Source organism: Arthrobacter oryzae, assembly GCF_031454875.1.
GTDB lineage: Bacteria > Actinomycetota > Actinomycetes > Actinomycetales > Micrococcaceae > Arthrobacter > Arthrobacter oryzae_D.
Genome location: NZ_JAVDRQ010000010.1, coordinates 64,819 through 83,241 on the forward strand (window position 1 = coordinate 64,819; position 18,423 = coordinate 83,241).

16 protein-coding genes are annotated in these 18,423 nt (G+C 67.3%); 6 read left to right on the top strand and 10 right to left on the bottom strand.

Going from position 1 to position 18,423, the window contains the following annotated elements:
- Positions 1 to 64: 64 nt before the first annotated feature.
- The 9 genes from J2805_RS17890 to J2805_RS17930 all read right to left on the bottom strand — a co-directional run bounded on the left by J2805_RS17890 (position 65) and on the right by J2805_RS17930 (position 12,468).
- Positions 65 to 958 carry a CPBP family intramembrane glutamic endopeptidase gene (locus J2805_RS17890; RefSeq protein ID WP_309978611.1) on the bottom strand — a complete coding sequence of 298 codons (894 nt, stop codon included), beginning with the start codon at positions 956 to 958 and terminating at the stop codon, positions 65 to 67.
- A 31-nt stretch (positions 959 to 989) separates the two neighbouring features.
- A complete protein-coding gene (locus tag J2805_RS17895) occupies positions 990 to 3,083 on the bottom strand; it encodes a S8 family serine peptidase (RefSeq protein ID WP_309978613.1) in 2,094 nt (697 codons plus the stop codon).
- Positions 3,084 to 3,227: 144 nt separating this feature from the next.
- Positions 3,228 to 5,099: an FAD-dependent oxidoreductase gene (locus J2805_RS17900; protein WP_309978615.1), complete on the bottom strand. Its 1,872-nt coding sequence runs from the start codon at positions 5,097 to 5,099 to the stop codon at positions 3,228 to 3,230.
- Between the two features lie 49 nt (positions 5,100 to 5,148).
- Positions 5,149 to 5,985, bottom strand: a complete 837-nt coding sequence (locus J2805_RS17905; protein WP_309978617.1) for an aldo/keto reductase — start codon at positions 5,983 to 5,985, stop codon at positions 5,149 to 5,151.
- The gene (locus J2805_RS17910) at positions 5,982 to 6,818 is read right to left on the bottom strand and encodes a sugar phosphate isomerase/epimerase family protein (protein ID WP_309978619.1); all 837 of its coding nucleotides are present in this window, start codon (positions 6,816 to 6,818) and stop codon (positions 5,982 to 5,984) included. Before J2805_RS17910 ends, J2805_RS17905 begins: the two co-directional genes overlap by 4 nt.
- Positions 6,815 to 8,899 carry an FAD-dependent oxidoreductase gene (locus J2805_RS17915; protein ID WP_309978621.1) on the bottom strand — a complete coding sequence of 695 codons (2,085 nt, stop codon included), beginning with the start codon at positions 8,897 to 8,899 and terminating at the stop codon, positions 6,815 to 6,817. Before J2805_RS17915 ends, J2805_RS17910 begins: the two co-directional genes overlap by 4 nt.
- A gap of 3 nt (positions 8,900 to 8,902) precedes the next feature.
- Positions 8,903 to 10,015 (bottom strand): Gfo/Idh/MocA family protein, encoded by a 1,113-nt coding sequence (locus J2805_RS17920; protein WP_309978623.1) that lies wholly within the window; start codon positions 10,013 to 10,015, stop codon positions 8,903 to 8,905.
- 89 nt (positions 10,016 to 10,104) lie between these two features.
- Positions 10,105 to 11,481 carry an MFS transporter gene (locus J2805_RS17925; protein ID WP_309978624.1) on the bottom strand — a complete coding sequence of 459 codons (1,377 nt, stop codon included), beginning with the start codon at positions 11,479 to 11,481 and terminating at the stop codon, positions 10,105 to 10,107.
- 156 nt (positions 11,482 to 11,637) lie between these two features.
- Positions 11,638 to 12,468, bottom strand: a complete 831-nt coding sequence (locus J2805_RS17930; protein ID WP_309978625.1) for an IclR family transcriptional regulator — start codon at positions 12,466 to 12,468, stop codon at positions 11,638 to 11,640.
- An 89-nt stretch (positions 12,469 to 12,557) separates the two neighbouring features.
- Here J2805_RS17930 and J2805_RS17935 point away from each other — a divergent pair, with 89 nt between their 5' ends.
- From J2805_RS17935 to J2805_RS17960, 6 genes are all read left to right on the top strand, one after another.
- Positions 12,558 to 13,454: a LysR family transcriptional regulator gene (locus J2805_RS17935; protein ID WP_309978627.1), complete on the top strand. Its 897-nt coding sequence runs from the start codon at positions 12,558 to 12,560 to the stop codon at positions 13,452 to 13,454.
- A gap of 170 nt (positions 13,455 to 13,624) precedes the next feature.
- On the top strand, positions 13,625 to 13,930 hold the full coding sequence (locus tag J2805_RS17940; protein WP_309978629.1) for a YciI family protein: 306 nt from the start codon (positions 13,625 to 13,627) through the stop codon (positions 13,928 to 13,930).
- A gap of 10 nt (positions 13,931 to 13,940) precedes the next feature.
- Positions 13,941 to 15,047: an alcohol dehydrogenase catalytic domain-containing protein gene (locus J2805_RS17945; RefSeq protein ID WP_309978631.1), complete on the top strand. Its 1,107-nt coding sequence runs from the start codon at positions 13,941 to 13,943 to the stop codon at positions 15,045 to 15,047.
- Positions 15,044 to 16,708, top strand: coding sequence for an FAD-dependent oxidoreductase (locus J2805_RS17950; RefSeq protein WP_309978632.1), 1,665 nt, complete (start codon positions 15,044 to 15,046; stop codon positions 16,706 to 16,708). Before J2805_RS17945 ends, J2805_RS17950 begins: the two co-directional genes overlap by 4 nt.
- A 362-nt stretch (positions 16,709 to 17,070) precedes the next feature.
- Positions 17,071 to 17,301, top strand: a complete 231-nt coding sequence (locus tag J2805_RS17955) for a hypothetical protein (protein WP_309978633.1) — start codon at positions 17,071 to 17,073, stop codon at positions 17,299 to 17,301.
- A gap of 132 nt (positions 17,302 to 17,433) precedes the next feature.
- A complete protein-coding gene (locus tag J2805_RS17960; RefSeq protein WP_309978635.1) occupies positions 17,434 to 17,688 on the top strand; it encodes a hypothetical protein in 255 nt (84 codons plus the stop codon).
- A 109-nt stretch (positions 17,689 to 17,797) separates the two neighbouring features.
- Here the strand turns inward: J2805_RS17960 and J2805_RS17965 are convergent, their stop codons facing one another.
- Positions 17,798 to 18,364 carry a type 1 glutamine amidotransferase domain-containing protein gene (locus tag J2805_RS17965; RefSeq protein ID WP_309978637.1) on the bottom strand — a complete coding sequence of 189 codons (567 nt, stop codon included), beginning with the start codon at positions 18,362 to 18,364 and terminating at the stop codon, positions 17,798 to 17,800.
- Positions 18,365 to 18,423: the final 59 nt, after the last annotated feature.

The window sequence follows — 18,423 nt, forward strand, 5'->3', positions numbered from 1 at the left end:
CTTCCTCAGATTATGCGCTACTGGCCGGCGGAAGTCCCGGCGGCGTCCTCCCGTGCCAGGAGGGCTACGTGTTGGCAGGCCCCACCGGCCGGATGCGCCGCCGGCGCAGGGCATGTCCGCTGCTGCCCTGGCCGGTGGTCCGGGACCTGATGGCGCGGTATGCCGCGACTGCCGCCGTCAGCAGCACCACTGCCGGGATGAACTGCCACCAGTCCACTGTGTCCATGCTTTGAGACGCATTCCACGACCCGTGCAGGAGTCCCAAAATGAGGATGCTTCCGCCCGTTGAGAGGTACACCAGGCCCAGCAGGTAGCGCGCCACGAGGGCGAAGCCGAACAGGACTCCCCACGAGAGCGCCACGTCCGCCCAGGGCGTGGCCGCAAACCCGCGCTCGGCGAAGGCCTGGGGCAAATGGATCAGGGCAAAGGGGATGGCGGTCAGCAGTGAGCCCGCAAGCACGCCCATCCGGTCCATCAGCCGCCGCTGGACAACCCCTGCCCAGGCCAGTTCCTCCCAGATGTTGCCCAGCACGGCGCCGACCACCACGGCCTTCAGCAGGTAGATGCCGGCGGTGGCGGCCCACCCGCCGCCGGGCTCGCGGAGCGTACCGGTCACGACGGCGGTAAGGATCGTCAGGACCGGCAGCGCCAGCAGGGCAATGACGTACCAGCCGGCGCCGACGCGCCAGCGGAGCACCCCACTGAACAGCCGGCCCAACCCGTCGCGGCCGTCCGTGGCTGCCGTGACGAGGACCGCAACCCCGAGCAGGACAAGCAGTTCCACCAGAAGACCGGGGGTGGCGTCCTGCAGCAGCAGGATGGCGAGGCACTGCGCGAGCCACGCCAGCGGGATGGCAAGAACCAGGAACGCGGCGACGGGGTGCGCAGCAATCCGGAAACGGATACTTCCCCGGGGAGCCGGCGCGGTTGGTTCAACGCTGGCGGGTTCAACGCTCATGGGGTGCCTCGGTTCACGCTCTACATCAATGCTAGGACAGCCGCCATACGAAGGCGTAGGGCTGCGGAAACTGCGTGATCCGGAAGGCCCGGACCACGATCGTCGCCCGGCCCGGCGGCATGCCCGTCCAGAGGACCTGTTCCACATTGTTCCGGCGGTCGAAGCCGGCGGCGGAACCGGAATTTCCGTGGCGTTCAGTGCCGTCGGCGGCCAGCACAATAAGGTCGAGGTCGTTCTGCAGCTGCGGGCCCGGCGGATCGGACCATGCGAGGGTGATCTTGAACGTGGCACCGGCCGCGGCGGGTTCAGGATCCCCGGCCGGGCCACGGTGCCGCCTAGCCTTGGCAACAACCTTGGGGACCTCCTCGGGGATGTCGATGGTGAAGGTTTCCTCCTGCCCCTGTTCCAGCGGGCCGCCTTCGCCCAGGCCCGCATTGCCCGGCTGGCCGGGAAGGACCACGGAACGGGCCAGGTTCACCCTGCCCCAGCCGGAGGCTCCGTTCGGCGATTCCCCGGCTTCGCTTGGGTTGTACTGGCCGGGCAGCACGTCCGCGCCGTTGATCAGGAGGGCTTTGATCAGCGCAGCACTGGGCGCGGCAAGGCCGTTCTTCACCAGGGTCTCGCGCAGCACGGCGGCGCAGCCGGCAACCAGCGGGCAGGCCATGGAGGTGCCGGAATCGAAAAAGAACAGCGGGTCCGTGGACGTGCCGAAGGTGTTGCCCATCGGGGCGTTCCGCGAAAGCGCCGACAGGATGCTGGTTCCCGGCGCCACGACGTCGGGCTTGATGCGGCCCTCCTTGGTGGGCCCCCGGCTGGAGAACGCCACCATCCCGTCCGGGTTGTTCGCCTGTTTGTCCCGTTTCACCGGATTCGAGGGGAAGTCCCCCGGCCAGTAGGTGCCGTAAGACGGTGCGAATTCCTTGCGGAGGCTTTCACTGGCGCCCACGGTGATGCAGTTCTTGGCGGCGGACTGGGATCCGATGGAGTTCGAGTCCACGGTGCCGTCGCTGTTTCCGTCCACACCGTCGTTCCCGGCGGCGAAGCAGATCACCTGGTCGGGGTGGTTCCACACGAATTCGTCGATCTCCCGCGAGCTGGCGTCGTACGGCAGGTTGAGTCCGGGGACGCCCCAGGAGTTCGTGTGTACGCGGGCGCCGTCGTCGTACGTCTTTTGGAAGAGGTCATTGAGATTGACCGGGATGCCGCCCAGGCCGCCGCTGGCGTCCAGGACGCTTTGCAGGATCAGCTTCGCCTCGGGCGCCGTTCCCTCAATGTCTCCGCCCATGGTGGCCGAGTTTCCGCGGCCGAGCACCGAGCCTGCAACATGGGTGCCGTGGCCGTGCGGATCATCCGCCTTGTTCGGCGCCGTCCGCCCCAGTGCATAGAGCGCCTTGACCCGTCCCGTGAACGCCGGATGCGGATTGGCGGCATCTCCGGTATCAAAGCCGGTGTCCGCTACGGCCACCACTTCGCCGTCGCCACGGTACGTCGTTCCGTTGAGCTGGACCCGGGCATTCAGGATTTCCCGCGCCACGTTGTTGAAGAGCTGGCGGTCGCGCACCGGATGGATTTCCCGGATCTCATCTATTTTCGCCAGGTCGGGCAGCTGGCCCACAGAAGTGGTGACCCGAAGTTTGCCCGGCGTCACCGCCACGGCGTCCGGCTCCACCCGGGCTGCCGCGGCAACCCGGGCGATCAGGTCCGGTCCGGCCTCGAGGCCCGGGTGCAGCAGCAGGTCCACCCGTTCCAGCCGGCGGTCCGGACGCGGTTCGTGGTCTGCCAGCGACCGGACACTGCCCGAGTCCGTGCTGCGGGGCAGCAGCGGCGGCGGGATCTTGAAGACGCGGGAGTAGACGTCAGCCCAGCTCACGAAGGGCAGCTCGCGCACCCGGTTCAGGTCCTCCGGCGGGAACGCCGCAAGGTACGTGTTGTCCGAGACGTACTCCTGCATCTCGACGTCAATCCCGGCCAGTTCGGCACGCTGATCTGCCGTGAGCGGTTCCGTGGTCTGGATGAGGATATGGTCCGACTCCGAGGCATCCTCGGCGACCAGCCCGGCGTCACGCAGGGCCCGGTTCTGTTTGATCGGATCGATGGTGATGCCGTTGATGGTGATTTCAGACATGGAATTGTGCCCCTTGGCGATCCGCCGGAAATAGCCCCGCGGCAACCGCCCCGGCACCCGGCGGCCGCACGTGCTCTAGAAGGAGACCTGGACCCCCGCCGAGCGACGGCCCCGGAAAGTGAGCGTCAGCATACGCTCGGCACCCTAGGCGGTCAATGGCATGTGCAACGCCGTCCCTGCGGCTGGCCTCGAAGCAGGTCCGGCGTCATGCCCCGCCTGCGGGAGTCCGCCGTCGTCCTCGTAGGTGGTGGCTCCGGCGAGGTCGCGGCCGGCGATGTAGCCGAACGTGAGGGCGGGTCCCAGGTTGATGCCGCCGGCGGGATAATTTCCGCCCATCACGTTCGCTTGGTCGTTGCCTGCCACGTACAGGCCACCGATGGGCCGGCCATCGTGGTCCAGCACCCGTGAGCGGCTGTCGGCGTCGAGTCCGGCGAACGTCCCGAAACTGCCCGGCACCACCCGGACCGCGTAGAACGGCCCCTTTTCGATCGGGCCGAGCGAAGGGTTGGGCCGGTGTCCTGCGTCACCGCCGTAGCGGTTGAAGGCCGTCTCCCCGCGGCCGAAATCAGGATCCACGCCGTCGCGGGCATTGCGGTTGAACTCCTCGACAGTTGCTCTGAGGGCCGCCGGATCGATGCCGCACTTCACAGCAAGCTCCTCGACAGAGCGGCCCTTCTTCAGGTAGCCCGAGCGCAGGTACGGGAACAGCGGGACCGGCAGCGGCTTGGCCATGCCCAGCGGGAACTTGCGGACAAACCGGCTGTCCGCGATCTGCCACGACTCTGCAGTCCCGCCCTCGGGCGTGGCCTCCATCAGCGCAGCGACATAGTCGTAGTAGCCGTTGGCCTCGTTGACGAAGCGCTTGCCGCTGGCGAGGACGCCGATGCTGCCCGGCTTGGCGCGGTCCATGATGTGCGGGAAGGTCCCGGTCCGGCCGCTGCGGTACGGCACCAGCGAAACGGGGCACCACGCAGCAGCGGACTTCACATCGCTCTTGAACCGGGCGCCCACAGCCTGGGCAAGGCTGATGCCGTCGCCGGTGGCTTCCTTGGGTGCCAGCGTCCAGTGTTCGCGGCCTGTGGGCGTGTGCGGAAAGAGCTCCTCCCGGCGCCGGACGTCGTTGGGGAAGCCGCCGGCGGCGAGAACGACGCCGCGTGCTGCGTTGATCTGCAGCTCACCGTCCGGGGAGCCGACGACGGCGCCAGTCACCTTGCCGGTGTTGTCGGTAAGCAGCCGGCGGGCAGGCGTGGAAACGCGGATGTCCACGCCCAGGTCGTCCGCGGACTTCATCAGGCGGCCGGTCAAGGCAGTGCCGTTGACCAGCTGCATGTTCCGGCGGTGGGTCAGCAGGTCCAGGACGTGCAGGCCCATGCGCCAGCCGGCGTGGAGGATGCCCTTGGGATTCCCCCGCGAGGCGGAGAGGAACTTGGTGAGGTCCGGCCCGGCCATGATGCCCATGCCCAGGAAGGACGTCTCGTAGAGCTGGTGGCGCATCCTGTTCCGGAGTTCCGGACGGATCCGGCGGGCGTCGATCGGCTTTGGCCCCACCGAGCGGTTGCCGGTGCCTGCGCCCGGTACCTTGCCGTAGATGTCGTTAATCCTGGTCCCGGGGACGAACTGCAGGGACGTCCTGTTTTGGAAAAAGCCGACCATGTGCGGCACGGCTTCGAGGAAGGCATCCACTTTGTCCGCCTGGTAGTGCTCGCCCAGGGTGTGGCGCAGATACGTACGGAAGGTTTCCTTGTCCTCGTTCACGCCGGCAGCCCTGGCCAGCGGATTGCCGGGGGCCCAGGCCCAGCCGCCGGACCAGGAGGTGGCACCGCCGCAGACGTCTGCCTTTTCCACCACGATGACTTTCAGGCCGTGGTAGGCGGCAGTGACGGCCGCGGACAGGCCGCCGGCGCCGGATCCGACCACCAGGACATCGCACTCCAAGGCGGGAAGGCGGCGGTCCAGCTCCGGAGTGGAGGCCGTTGTTGTCGAGTCCGGCGTTGCCGAGTCGATGCTCGCGTTCATAGGGTTCTCCATTGTGGTTCGTTCGGTGTCTCTCTGGTGGCCGTAGTTCTCAGTGGCCGAAGGTGTCTGAATCGAGGCGCGGCGGGCCGCCGGTCTCCAATGCGCTGATGGCCGCCAGCTGGGCCGGCGTCAGCTCGAAGCCGAAGACGTCCAGGTTCTGCCGCTGCCGGGCGTCACTGGCGGATTTCGGCGTGGCTATGCGGCCCTGCTGCACATGCCAGCGGAGCACGATCTGCCCGGGCGTCCTGCCCAGTTCCTCTGCCGGTCCCGTGATGGCCGGGTTCGACAGGAAATCACCGTTGCGGCCCAGCGGGCTGTACGCTCCGGTGGTGATGCCGTGCTCCCGGTGGAACGCCAGTTGGCGGGGCTGGCCGTGCGCCGGGTCCACCTGCACCTGGTTGACCGGCACCGTCAACCCGGCAGCCAGGACCTTCCGCAGATGGGCGGGCTTGAAGTTGGAGACGCCCCAGGCGCGGATGGCACCGTCGTCCGCCAGCTGTTGGAGGCCCTCGCAGGCCTCGACGAAGCGGCCCAGCGCGGGGTTGGGCCAATGGACCAGGAACAGGTCCAGGTAATCCACGCCCAGTCGGCCGGCGGAGCGCTCAAAGGCGGTGCGGACTCCGTCCCGGCTGTGCCAGTCCTTGTTGAACTTGGTGGTGATGAAGACGTCCTCCCGCGCGATGCCGCTGCGCCGGATGCCCTCGCCCACAGCGTGTTCGTTGCCGTAGTTTTCGGCGGTGTCGATGTGGCGGTAACCATTGCCGATGGCGCGCTCCACGGCATCGGTAGCATCCTCGCCCTCCATTGGCCAGGTGCCCAGCCCGATCAGCGGGACGCGGACACCGGCGGTGAGTTCCGCCGTCATGCTTTCCAGTACTTCGCTCATTTGGCTCCTGCTTCCTGAAGATTGTCCGCCGCCTGCAGCACGGCGTCGGAAGCGGCTTTGAGGGTCCGGGCCCAGCCCAGTTCGCCGTGTTGGGAAACCCGCCGGTCCGACGGCGTTTCCACGCTCACGGGCGTTCCGGCGGGGAAGGCGGCCACCAACGCGGCGAGATCGAACTCGCCCTCGCCGGGGACACCGCGTTCGGACCGGGACTCGGTCACGAGCCCTTCACGGCTGACGGGTCCCGCGGCCGGGCCGTCGCAGAGCTGCAGCAGCGGAACGAGCTCCAGGCTGCCCGCCAACTGTTCGGGCGTGCCGCCGAAGCGGGTGAAGTGCAGCGCGTCCACCACGATCTTGCAGCCTGCCTTGTGTGCGAGCTCCGCCGCAGCAGGGATGGAACGTACCGGTTGGTACGAGATCGGTTCCAGCGTGGGCACGATGCCGAAGCCGCGGCCGTCTTCGGTCATCCGGGCGAGGGTGTCCGCCAGGCGGGATGTGTCCGCGTCGGCGCCGGCAACTGTCAGCGAGCTTGCGCCCAGTGCCTGCCCTGCCGCCATCATCCGCAGCCAGGCCTCGCGCTGGTCGCTGCCGTCGAGGAGCAGGAACTCGACATCCTTCACGGTCACCCCGGTGTCCCGCATACGGGCCAGGGTGTCCTTCAGCATGGGCGTACCCGGCTGCAGGTCGTAGGCGCGTTCGGTGGGGGTGACGGGCCGAACGCGGGCGCCGATGAAGTCGAAGCCCGCCTCAGCGGCAATGACCACGAGGGCCGGGGGCGCCGTTCCCACCAGGGATAACTGGGCCAGGCCCACCTGGCGGCGTGGGGAGGTATTCATGATGCTGCTCCGTTCAGGATGAGTGCAGGAGGATGGTCGGTTGGCGACTCCGCGAGCGCAGCGGCCACGCGCTGGGCGGCGTCATAGCCGCTTTTCACCGCGTTGGAGGCGATGGCCGGTGTCTGGTCGACCACGGTGCCGGCGAGGGTCACCGGGACACCGGCAGCGATGCTGAGCGCGGCGTCGCGTTCCCGCGCCGGCACGGAGCCGTCCAGCGGGGCCACCGAGCGGGAGACCAGCAACTCGCCGGGGGCGTCCAGCCATTCACTGGGGGCATCCGGCCCTTCGGGTCCGCCGGCAGACCTGATCCGGACCCGGTTGCCGTCGTACTCCTCGATAGTGGCGCCGAGCCGGATCCGGACGAGCGGATTGGCTCGCAGCCTCGGCACGGCCAGGATCTTGGCGCGGCGGCCCGATTCGGGTGCGATGACATCCTGCGGGCCCACCAGCAACACGGCGGTGCCGTGGTCAGCGAGGGTGTCCGCCACGGTCATGGCCACGGAGTCGGCGCCCCAGATGGTCACGGATTCGGGAATGTCCTGACCGTCCAAAACGGCCGGGTTGGCGGCGAGCCACTCGCGCACGTCCCGGACGTTCGGGGACTCCGCGCCCGGGAAGCCGGCAGCCGGGCGGAACCCGCCGGTGGCGATCACGACGGCGTCTGCACCGGTTTCGCGGACCAGCCCACCTACGTCGCCGGTGTCCACGTGCGTGCCCAGCCGGACCTCGATGCCGAGGCGGTCATTCTCGTCCGCCGACCACTCAGCGAAGCGGCGGAAGTCCGGGGTGGACTTCATCCGCTCGGCCAGGGCGAACTGCCCACCCGGGCGGGCGCCGTCGTCGAACACGGTCACCTGCGCCCCGGCTTCAGCCAGTTCGCGGGCGGCGGTGAGGCCGGCGGGACCTGCACCCACCACCACGACGCGCGAGCCTTCGCGCACGGCCGGCGTGGGGACAGGGACGCGGGAGCGGCCGACTGCAGGGTTGACCGTGCAGGTCACCTGGCCGAGTCCCAGGTTGTCGATGCAGACGTTGCATGCGATGCACGGCCGGTAGCGCCCGCCGCGCAGCACTCCTCCCACAAAGGCAGGGTCGGCGTGGATGGCGCGGGCCAGGCTGACGAAGTCGCAGGTGCCGCCGCTGAGGACTTCCTCGATGATGGCCGGAGAGTTCAGCCGCCCGGCCATGCCCAGCGGAAGCCCGAACCGGCGGTAGGCTTTGGCGTAGTCGGCCAGGATTCCCGGCTTCCATTCGCCGGACTGGACGATCCATTCGCCGGCCTCGTAGCTGCCGGCGGAAATGTCCAGGAAGTCGAGGTGTTCCAGATGGGCCATGGCGATGATGGCCAATTGCTGATCGGCGGTAATGCCGTCCTCCGGTCCTTCCACCACGGAGACGCGCATGCCGATGATGGCGTCGGGTGCGGCCCGGCGGACTTCGTCGATCACCAGGTTCATGAAGTGTTCCGGGGCGGCGAACTCGTCTGTGCGGTGGTTGGAGATGGGAGACATGAACTGGTGGATCAGGTAGCCGTGGGCGCCGTGGATGTTGATGACGTCGAAACCGGCCTGCACCGCGCGGGCGGCCGCCCGGCCGTACGCTGCCGCAAGCTCGTGGCACTCAGCAGCCGTGAGTTCCCGCGGCACCTCGCCGCCTGCCACCTCGCACGGCACCGGTGACGGTGCCAGGTTCCTGAATCCGGACACCGCGGCCTGGGCGGTGCGTCCGCCGTGGTTGAGTTCGACGGCGGCCAGCGCACCTTCGGCGTGCAGCGCGTCCGTGAGTTTCCGCAGGCCCGGGATCATGTCGTCGCTGTGCAGCCCCAACTGGTGGGTGCGGCCCTTGCCGTCGGCGCGGACATAGGTGGCCTCGGTGGTCACCATGCCAAGGCCTGCCTTGGCGCGGATGACCAGGTAGTCGATGTACTGCTCGGTGATGTGCCCGTCGGGGGTGCCGTAGTTTCGCTCCATCGGGGCCGAGGCCAGCCGGTTGCGGAGCATACGCGGTGTGCGGCCGTTGCGGCCCAGGGTGAGGGGGCGGCCGGCGTAGCGATGTTCCTTAGCGTTGTGGTTCTCAGCCATGCCCTAGCCTGCAACTTTCGCGGGGACCTTGATCCGGGCGAAGCGGACGGGAAGTCCGGTACGGGAGGATTCGTAGACCGCCAGGAGGATCCGCAGCGACTTGAGGGCATCCCTGCCGGTGATGGCCGGTTCCGCACCGGTTTCCAGGGCCCGCACGAAATCCCGTACCTGGCTGGTGTGGTGGGGAATCAGCTGGCTGTTGATCGTCGAGAGATCAACATTGGGCTCCACGCCCTCGGGATGAACGGGGTCCACGATGATCTTTTCGTCGACCGCCCAGAGGTCAAGCCGTCCGTCGCTGCCTTCCGGGAACTCCGTCAGCGAGGCCGAGGCTCCGGTTTCCCCCGTGACCCGAAGCTGGATTCCCAGGTTGGGTGAGACTGCCGTCGATGCTTCCAGGGTTGCCATCGCTCCCGACGCGAACGTGATGACAGCGGTTGCCGAATCTTCCACCTCAATGTAGTCTCCGTGCCGGTAGGTGTTGACCTTCCCGTACACCTCGGCGACATCACCGAGATACCACTGCAGCAGATCGATCTGGTGGATGGCCTGCGTCATCAGCACACCCCCGCCGTCGTTCTCCCAAGTGCCCCGCCAGGCATCGCGGGAGTAGTACTCCGGGGCGCGGTGCAGCATCACGGAACACTGGGCCATGATGACCTTGCCAAGTGTTCCGTCGTCGATGGCGGAACGGATCCGCTGGGCAGCGGGCCAGAAACGCCGTTGGAACAGCACGCCCAGCTGAACCCCGGCCTCCTCGCATGCAGCGACCATTCGTTCCGCCGCGTCCAGCCTGGTGGCTATCGGCTTTTCGCACAGCACGTGGACTCCGGCGGCAGCCGCCTGCAGCACCACTTCCTCGTGGGTGGGGTGTGGGGTGCAGACGGAGATGATGTCCAGCCCGAGGTCCAGGAGCTCGGCCACGGTGTTTACTGCGTGCGGGACACCCCAGGATTCGGCGGTGGCACGGGCCCGCCCCAGGTCGATGTCGCAGACTCCCACGATCCGGACGTTGTCCAGGGCGCCGAAGGCCTTGAGATGGTTGCCGGAGATGGCGCCGCAGCCGACGATGCCGACGCGGAAGATACGGGCTGGTACGGATGCTGATGAAATCACGGAAGAATCAACTTTCTGGTGCGTGGGTGGGCGTGGGCGGACCCGTCGGGGGACCCGTCTGGGGCCCGTGTGGGCGGAACCGGCAGGCGCTAGGCGGAGATGCGGCGTTTGCGGGGCAGGCCGAGCTCCTCGAGCGGGGTCTTGTGGGTTTCCCGCGCCGTCGCAATGGCGATCGCCGAGACTGTCAGGCAGACCACCGTGAAGCTGGCCACCGGGATCCAGCCGCCGGGGCCCGGCTGGGCGAGCATCGTGGCAATGACGGGGGCGAACCCGGTCAGGATCAGGCCAACCTGGCTGCCGATGGCCATCCCCGAGTAGCGGACCGCCGCGGGGAACATTTCGGGGAAGAAGACCGTCCAGACACCGTTCCAGCAGGAGTAGAACACGGACATGTTCAGGAACCCGAAGACAAAGATCAAGGCGATATTGTGCTCGCTGATGGCCCAGAAGTAGCCGAACGATGTAACAGCGCAGCCGAGGGCACCGACCAGGAGCACCTTCTTGCGGCCGAACTTGTCGGAAATGATGCCGGCCAGCGGGATGGTGAACATGGACAGGCCGATGGTGATGGCGTTGACACTGAGCATCAGCGTCCGGTCCAACCCGATGGAGCTTCCCGTGGCGTAGGCCAGGGCGTAGACCGTGAAGGTGGTCTGCATGACGGAGAACAGCATGACGAGGGCGACGCGAAGCACATCGCGCCACTGGGTCTTGAGTACTTCGGCCGCCGGGATGCCCTTGGGCCTGTCCGATTCCACGACCTCTTCAAAGACCGGCGGTTCCTCCAGGCGGGTACGGATCCAGTAGGCAACGCCGAGGACCACCACGGAAAGCCAGAACGGAATGCGCCAGCCCCAGGTGAGCAGCTGGTCCTCCGGGAGGGCGGCCAGCGGGATGAAGACGACCGTGGAGAGCACCATGCCGGACGCGTAGCCTGTCATCACGAAGCTGGTGAAGAATCCGCGGCGCCCTTCCGGGGAGTGCTCCATGGTGAGGGTGGAAGCACCGGCGGCCTCGGCACCGGCGGAGAAGCCCTGCGCCAGCCGGCCCACCAGCAGCAACGCGGTGGCCCAGTAGCCGATCTGGCCGTACGTCGGTAGGAAGCCGATGCCGATGGAGGCAACGCCCATAATCACGAGAGTGATCATCAGTGCCTGTTTGCGCCCGATCTTGTCTCCGAAGTGGCTCATCACGATGCCGCCCAGCGGACGGGCAAGATATCCGACTCCAAATGTCGCCATGGCTCCGAGCAGGGCCACCACGGGATCGCCGCCCGGAAAGAAGATCTTCGGAAAGACGAGGGCGGCGGCTGTTCCGTAGATGAAGAAGTCGTAGTACTCCAGGGTTGATCCGAGGAAGGAGGCCAGGGCTGCCTTCCGGGGCATTTTGGCGGGCGGGGTTTCCGACCCGTCCAGGGCGACGGCCTGCTGGGCATCTGCCGTCGGGGGCTGCATAACGTGTCCCATAGTGTCTCCTCATTGAGTGTCACGGGTTGAATGGTGGGGGCCGGCGCCAGCTCAGAGTGGCGTTCCCGTGGGAAGTTTCGAAGCCTCGGCTCTGAAGAAAAACTGTATGAGCCGCGTCACGAACCGCGGCCGTATATCCCATTCAACGGGATGAGGTTAGTTCGCGGCGTCCCGGGTTTTGATCTCCTGGCGACCCGATTCCAGCCACGGCCGGGTGCCGTAGGGGCGGCGTTCCGCACCCATGGTCCGGGACAGGCCGCGGCCGGCCGCCACCAGGACGGGGAGGATGACATGGGGGTTCTCATGGGCTGTGGGAAGCACGACGGCGATGGCACCGATCACGCGGTTGCCCTCACCGAAGACGGGAACCGCGTAGGCGGTGTTCTCCGCTACCAGGACCCCGGCCATCCGGGCATAGCCACGTTCCCTGATCAGTGCCAGATGCGCACGGATCTTTACGGGATCCGTTTCCGTATTCGGCGTGGTCTTCTCCAGCGGCCCGGCGAGGAAGCGTTCCTGCACATGGCGGGGCATGTGCGCCAGCATGGCCATACCGGATGTCGTGTTGTGGATGTCCAGCCTGCCCGCCACCGCCGCCAGGTTGGTTGCCGTGCCGTGCTGGTCCAGCTGTTCCAGGTACAGCACGCTCCGGGACTCGACATCCGGAATGGACAGGGACACCTGTTCCCGCACGGCGGCGTGGACGCCTTCCAGGAAGGGGAGGCCCCGGCGGCGGAACTCCTCCAAGGGGTTGCTGCGCGAGGCGAGCTCCCACATCTTCATGCCCACGCCGTAGTCCCCGGCCTCGCCGCGGTTCAGGAGCCCGCTGTCCACAAGGTCGTTAGCGAGGCGGTGGGCCGTGCTGCTGGACATCCCGGTGAGGCGCACCAGCTCGCGAAGCGTCAGCCGCGGACGGCCCTTGGAGAAGGCATCCAGGATCTTGACGACGCGCTGGATGACGGACTCCCCCGATGCGGAGTTCGCCATGGTTCCTCCCGGGTTGTCGTCTGCGCCTTTCCTGCCAATATAGCCTTGGCGTGACAACACCTGAGCAAGGAACCAGCGGAAGGAATGGCGTGGAACTGCGGCAGATCGAGGCTTTCCTGGCAGTGGCCGAGGAATTGCATTTCGGCCGGGCCGCCCACCGGCTTCGCATGGCGCAGTCACCGCTGAGCCAGACCATCAGGAAGCTGGAAAAGAGCCTCGGCACCGCCCTCTTCGAGAGGAACACCAGGGCCGTGTCGCTGACCACCGCCGGATTCGCGTTCCTGCCGCATGCCCGGAAGATCCTGGAGGAGCTGGACCTGGCACGGCGGGCCGCCACGGCAGACAGCGGCGAGGTGTACGGCCGGCTCAGCATCGGCTTCTCCGGCGCCCTGAACCACAAGACCCTTCCGCCCCTGACCAGGGCGTTGCGCAACCGCTACCCGCACCTGGCGCTGACGCTCACCGGCGGACTGCTCACCCAGGATGCCCTCGACCAGCTGGACAACGGCTCCCTGGACCTGTCCTTCATCGGACTGCCGGTGGACGCGCCCTCGCTGGCCACCCGGAGCATCGCCGTGGAACCACTCGGCGCCATACTGCCTGAAGACCACCCCCTCGCAGGCAGGGTCTCCATCGGCCTCGCCGAACTGGCAGTGGACGGTTTCATCACCATGCCGGCCGCCCAGGGATCCACCCTGCGGGACGCCATCTTCTCGGCCTGCACTGCCGCCGGTTTCCGGCCCCGCGTGGTGCAGGAAGTCTCAGACCCGTACACCGCCCTGTCCCTCGTGGCCGGCGGCGTTGGGGTCAGCCTCATGCCGGACTCAGTCGCCGACATCATGCCGGGCGGCACCGTGTTCTGTCCGCTCTCCGGCGCAGTGCCCCTGCTGAATTCGGGCATCGCGTGGAATCCCGCCGTCATGTCGCCAGCCTTGAAACTGGCCCTGGAGATCGCCGATACCGTTCTCCCCACACCGACGCCCTAACGCCGGAACAATGAGTCGACTATGTGCATTTCGCACATAGTTATTGACCAAGTAAGTATTGGACTTGTCTCAATTCCGTCGCCACCATTGAGTGACATCAGCGTGACCGGCCCCGGGAGGGTGCCCCGCGTCATCGCTGGCAATCACCGCTCAATGAAGAGGACCCCCCCATGGCAATTTTCGCCGTCACCTACGCCTATGCCGGCGCCACGGCCGCCAGCCGCGACGAACACCGTCCGCGCCACGTCGAATTCCTAAAAGCCCAGTTCGACGGCGGCCGGCTGGTCAAGAGCGGTCCATTCGGCCCGGAGGAAGCCCCCGGCGCCCTGCTGATCATCAAGGGCGATTCCAAGGCCGATGTGGAAGCACTCATGGACCAGGATCCGTTCTTTATCAACAACCTCATCGAAGAGCGCACCGTCCGGCAATGGAACATCTTCTTCGGCGCCGACCCCGGCAACGCCGGCCGGAATTGAGGGCCGCACCATGCTGACCGCACGGACCGTCGCCAAGGAAACCCTCCGCTACGAGGAAGTGGCCGCACCCGTCCTGGAACCGGGCCGAGCCCTGGTCCGCGTCCACCACGTCACGCTCTGCGGCACCGACCTGCATATCTGGGAGGACGACTATCCCACGGACCTGCCCATCGTCCAGGGCCATGAGTTCTCCGGCGTCGTGGAATCTGTTGGCCGGAACGCTGCCGGCATCCGCGTTGGCGACATGGTTGCCGTCAGTCCCATGACCTACTGCGGGACGTGCCGGCCCTGCCGATCGGGCCGGTTCAACGTCTGCCGGAAGATCGGCTGCATCGGCTGCTATTCCGACGGCGCCCTGGTGGAACTGCTCAGCGTCCCGGTGGACAAGCTGTGCCCGGTGCCCGAAGGCCTGGCACTGGAGCTCGCCGCCATGGCCGAACCGGCGTCGATCGCCATGCAGGCCGTTAACCGGGGGCGCCCCGTGGCAGGTGAGACCGCCCTGGTTCTGGGCAGCGGCCCCATCGGGCTGCTCGCTACCCTCTACCTGACCGACCTGGGCGTGAACGTGGTCTGCGCGGACACCGAAGCTGACCGCCTGGAACTGGCAACCGCCTTCGGCGCAGTGGACACCCTGCTCGTTGCACCGGCCGAGGGCTTCCCGGACGCCGAACAGAAGACGCGCCTGGATCGGCTCACCGATGGGTACGGGCCCGGCCTGGTCCTTGAGGCCACCGGTGCGCCATCTTCGCTGGAGAACGCCATTCGACTGGTGGCCAGCGCGGGCCGCATCGTCCAGGTGGGCATCTCGGCACGCTCTGCCACCGTGCCCATGAAGGACATTCCCTTCAAGGAACTGGACCTGCTGGGCAGCCGCAACAGCCTCAACCTGATCCCGGACGGGCTGGCCCTCCTGGCCCGCCACCCGGACGAGGGCCGCGCCCTCCTGACCCATCGCTTTGCGTTCGAGGAGCTGCAGCAGGCCTACGAGCTGATGCGCAACCGCACGGAGAAGGTGGGCAAGATCCTCATCGATATGCCTGCCGCCCGGGCCCGTGCCAGCCAGCGATCAATCAGCGAATTTTCCGTCGAAGCAACACTCTCGGGAGCATCCGCATGAGCAACGGCCCGAACACGCACGGCGTCCTCACGCCGCTGGAGCAGCTGGCCGCCGGGTATGACGTCGTGGTGGCAGGCAGCGGTGCGGCCGGCCTGGTTTCGGCAATCCGCGCGGCTGACGCCGGACTGAGCGTGCTGGTGGCCGAGAAGGCGGCACTGCTGGGCGGCACCACTGCTGCAGGCGGCGGGGTGGTATGGGCTCCGAACAACCACCTGGCCCGCGACGCAGGCTTCAGTGACAGCCACGATGACGCGGTGGCCTACCTCAGCGAAGCTGCCGGACATGTGCTGTCCCCGGCGGAAATCGACTGGTACGTCCGCACCGCGCCGCGCGCCGTCGAATACCTCTGTAATAGCACCCGGGTGTCCATGGCCCCTATAGCCCGTCCGGATTACCACATGGAGTGGAACGGAGCGGCCGACGGCGGAAGGGGCCTGGACAACGACGCGTTCGATCCGTCGGCGTACCCGGGCCTGGCGGACACCATCCGGCCATCGTCGTACTTTCCGCTGCTGACCATGACCGAACGCGACCAGCTCAACGGCCGCGCCGCGGACCCCGCGCTGCTCGCCCGCCGGGCAGCCACCGGGGTCCGGACCATGGGAGGGGCCCTCGTGGGGCGGTTGCTCGCGAGCGCACTGGATCGCGGTGTCCACATCGCCGCGGAGACGCCGGTTGCTGACTTGGTCCGCAATGGAGGCGGCTGGACGGTGGCTCTGGAAGGGAAGGTGACACTGGAAGGGACGGCGACGCCGGGACCCGGCAGGAAAGTGGAGGCGGCCGCCGTCGTGCTGGCCTCCGGCGGATTTGAATGGAATCCCCGGCTACGCAAGGCGTTCCTGCCCTTCCCCGTGACACCCATCAGCGCGCCGTCCAACGAGGGCGACGGGCTGGAACTGGGCCTGAAGAACGGCGCAGCGGTAGCGGACATGACGGCCATCTGGGGTGTCCCGGTGATCTCCGCGCCACAGCATCAGTACGACGGACGGCAGTCCGGCAGGATGGGCAACGTGGAGATGACCCTGCCGGGTTCCATCCTGGTGAACGCCGCGGGAAAGCGGTTCGTCAACGAGGCACTGAACTACCACGACGCCTGCCGCGTCTTCGCGTCGGTAAACCCGCACACCGGGCGGCAGCAGAACAACCCGGCATGGCTCGTGGTCGACTCGACCTACATGGCCAGGTATCCGGTGGCCGGTTCCACGCCCGGGTCGCCGGCCGACTGGATGGCCTCCGGGGACTCGCTGGAGGAACTGGCCGGGAAACTCGGGATCGACCCCGCCGGCCTTGGCGCCACGGTGGCGCGGTTCAACACCGATTCATCCGCCGGCGTCGACACGGAGTTCCACCGCGGGGACACTCCCCAGGACCGTTTCCTCGGCGATGCGGGCAACACCCCCAACCCCTGCCTGGCCCCGCTGGACACCGCCCCGTTCTACGGGGTGCCCGTTTCGGCAGGAGTGCTTGGCACCTCGGGGGGCCTGGAAACCGACTTCGACGGCCGGGTCCTGGACCGCCACCGGCAGCCGATTCCCGGGCTTTACGCCGCAGGCAACGTCTCCGCCAGCGTGTTCCGCAACAACTATCCCGGCGGCGGCGCCACCCTGGGTTCGGCCATCACCCGCGCCTTCGCCGCAGGCGAGCACCTGGCGACGCGCTAAGTACGGGGCAACACCAGGGCAAGGGGCCGACGGCGGGAACTACCCGCCGTCGGCCCCTTCCCTATTCTCCAGGCCCGCAGGCGACTGTGATGCAGCACACAAAACAAATTCCGCCGAAATGATTGCCCTGCGGCCCGCCGGTCCGCCACACTAGGGGTGGATCCGCAGGAACGACATAACGTTCCCGATCCCCCGCCGGACGCAGTGCGCCGGCCCAGCCCCATCACAGAATGCCGGGCATCCTCGAATCACTTCCAGCCTTAGCCGGCATTTCTTTGTCCTACCCAATTTCCCCAGGAAACAGCCCTCACCAAATCCATCCTCAGACGCCCCTGCCCCTACACCGCGAAAGAGAGCATCCCATGATCAAGCACCACTCCGACATCCTCCTCGAGATCATTGCCCACGATCCCGTCACCATCGAAAACGACCTCAACAGCGCCGTGGACATTGCCCTCCGGCACGCCATGCAGGAGCGCCGCCACGGCGTGCTGGTCACCCAGACCGGCTTCTCCACCTACACCGTCGCCGTGAGCCGCGACGTCCCCTACGGCGAAACCCGGGAACTGCGGCAATGGGCATCGATCGCGTAGGAACACGCCATGGTCCTTGCCTGTACGCACCTGTCCCCCGGCTGTAGCGTGGAGCGGTAAGTCCGCTTGGTACAAGGGCCGGTGCTTAGAGCAGGCCGGACAGATCCGACACCGCAAGATCAGGAGCAGTCCATGAGCACGGAACACAACGAATCCGAAGACATCGTGAGCGACGGCGTGGAGGACGGATCGAACCCCACGCCGAGGGAAAGGCCCGCGGACCAGGCCGCCGGCCGCCATGCCGGCCCCGGCCCCGTTGATGCCCGCTCCGCCGGAGCCGGCTCTCCCGAGGCCGGCGGCACCAACCCTCCGGGACCTGCCGAGGAGCAGGACAAGGAAACCGGAGACGACCGCGGGCTCACCACGGAACCGAGTTCCAGCGACTAGGCAGGCCCTTAGACACTTCAGCACAAGGGAGGGGCCCGACGGCGGCAATTGCCGCCGTCGGGCCCCTCCCTTTTGCGCGTCCCAAGTTTGCGTTTGTGCGTGGCGCTGCTTAGGCCGTCTGGCCGGCATGCTCGCCTTCTTCGATCTCCTCAAGCAGCTTGTCGTTGAAAGCCTTGAGGTCGCCGGGGTGCCTGCTGGTGACGAAGCCCTGGTCCACCACCACTTCCTCGTCGCGCCAATCCGCGCCCGCGTTCTTCAGGTCGGTCTGGAGCGTGTGGTACGAGGTCAGCTTGCGGCCGCGGACCACGCCGGCGTCGATGAGGAGCCAGGGCCCGTGGCAGATGGAAGCCACCGGCTTGTGCTGTTCGAAGAAGCTGCGGGCGAAGGTCTGGGCGTCCTTGTCCACGCGCAGGTGGTCGGCGTTGACCACTCCGCCGGGGATCACCAGCGCATGGAAATCGGAGGCATTGGCCTCAGCCACAGTGATGTCGACGTCGAACTTCTCGCCCTTTTCGGTGCCGTCGTAGCCCTGCAGCTTCCCGGCCTTGGGTGCCACCAGGGTGGGCTCACCGCCGGCTTCCTTCACGGCGTTCCAGGGGCTGGTCAGCTCCACCTGCTCCACGCCGTCGGTCAGCAGGAACGCAACCTTCTTGCCTGCAATATTGTGCGCTGACATATGTCCTCCTCTTGCTGGAGCGGGGCGCGTGCGCAGCCGTTACGCCGGCCGGCCATCCC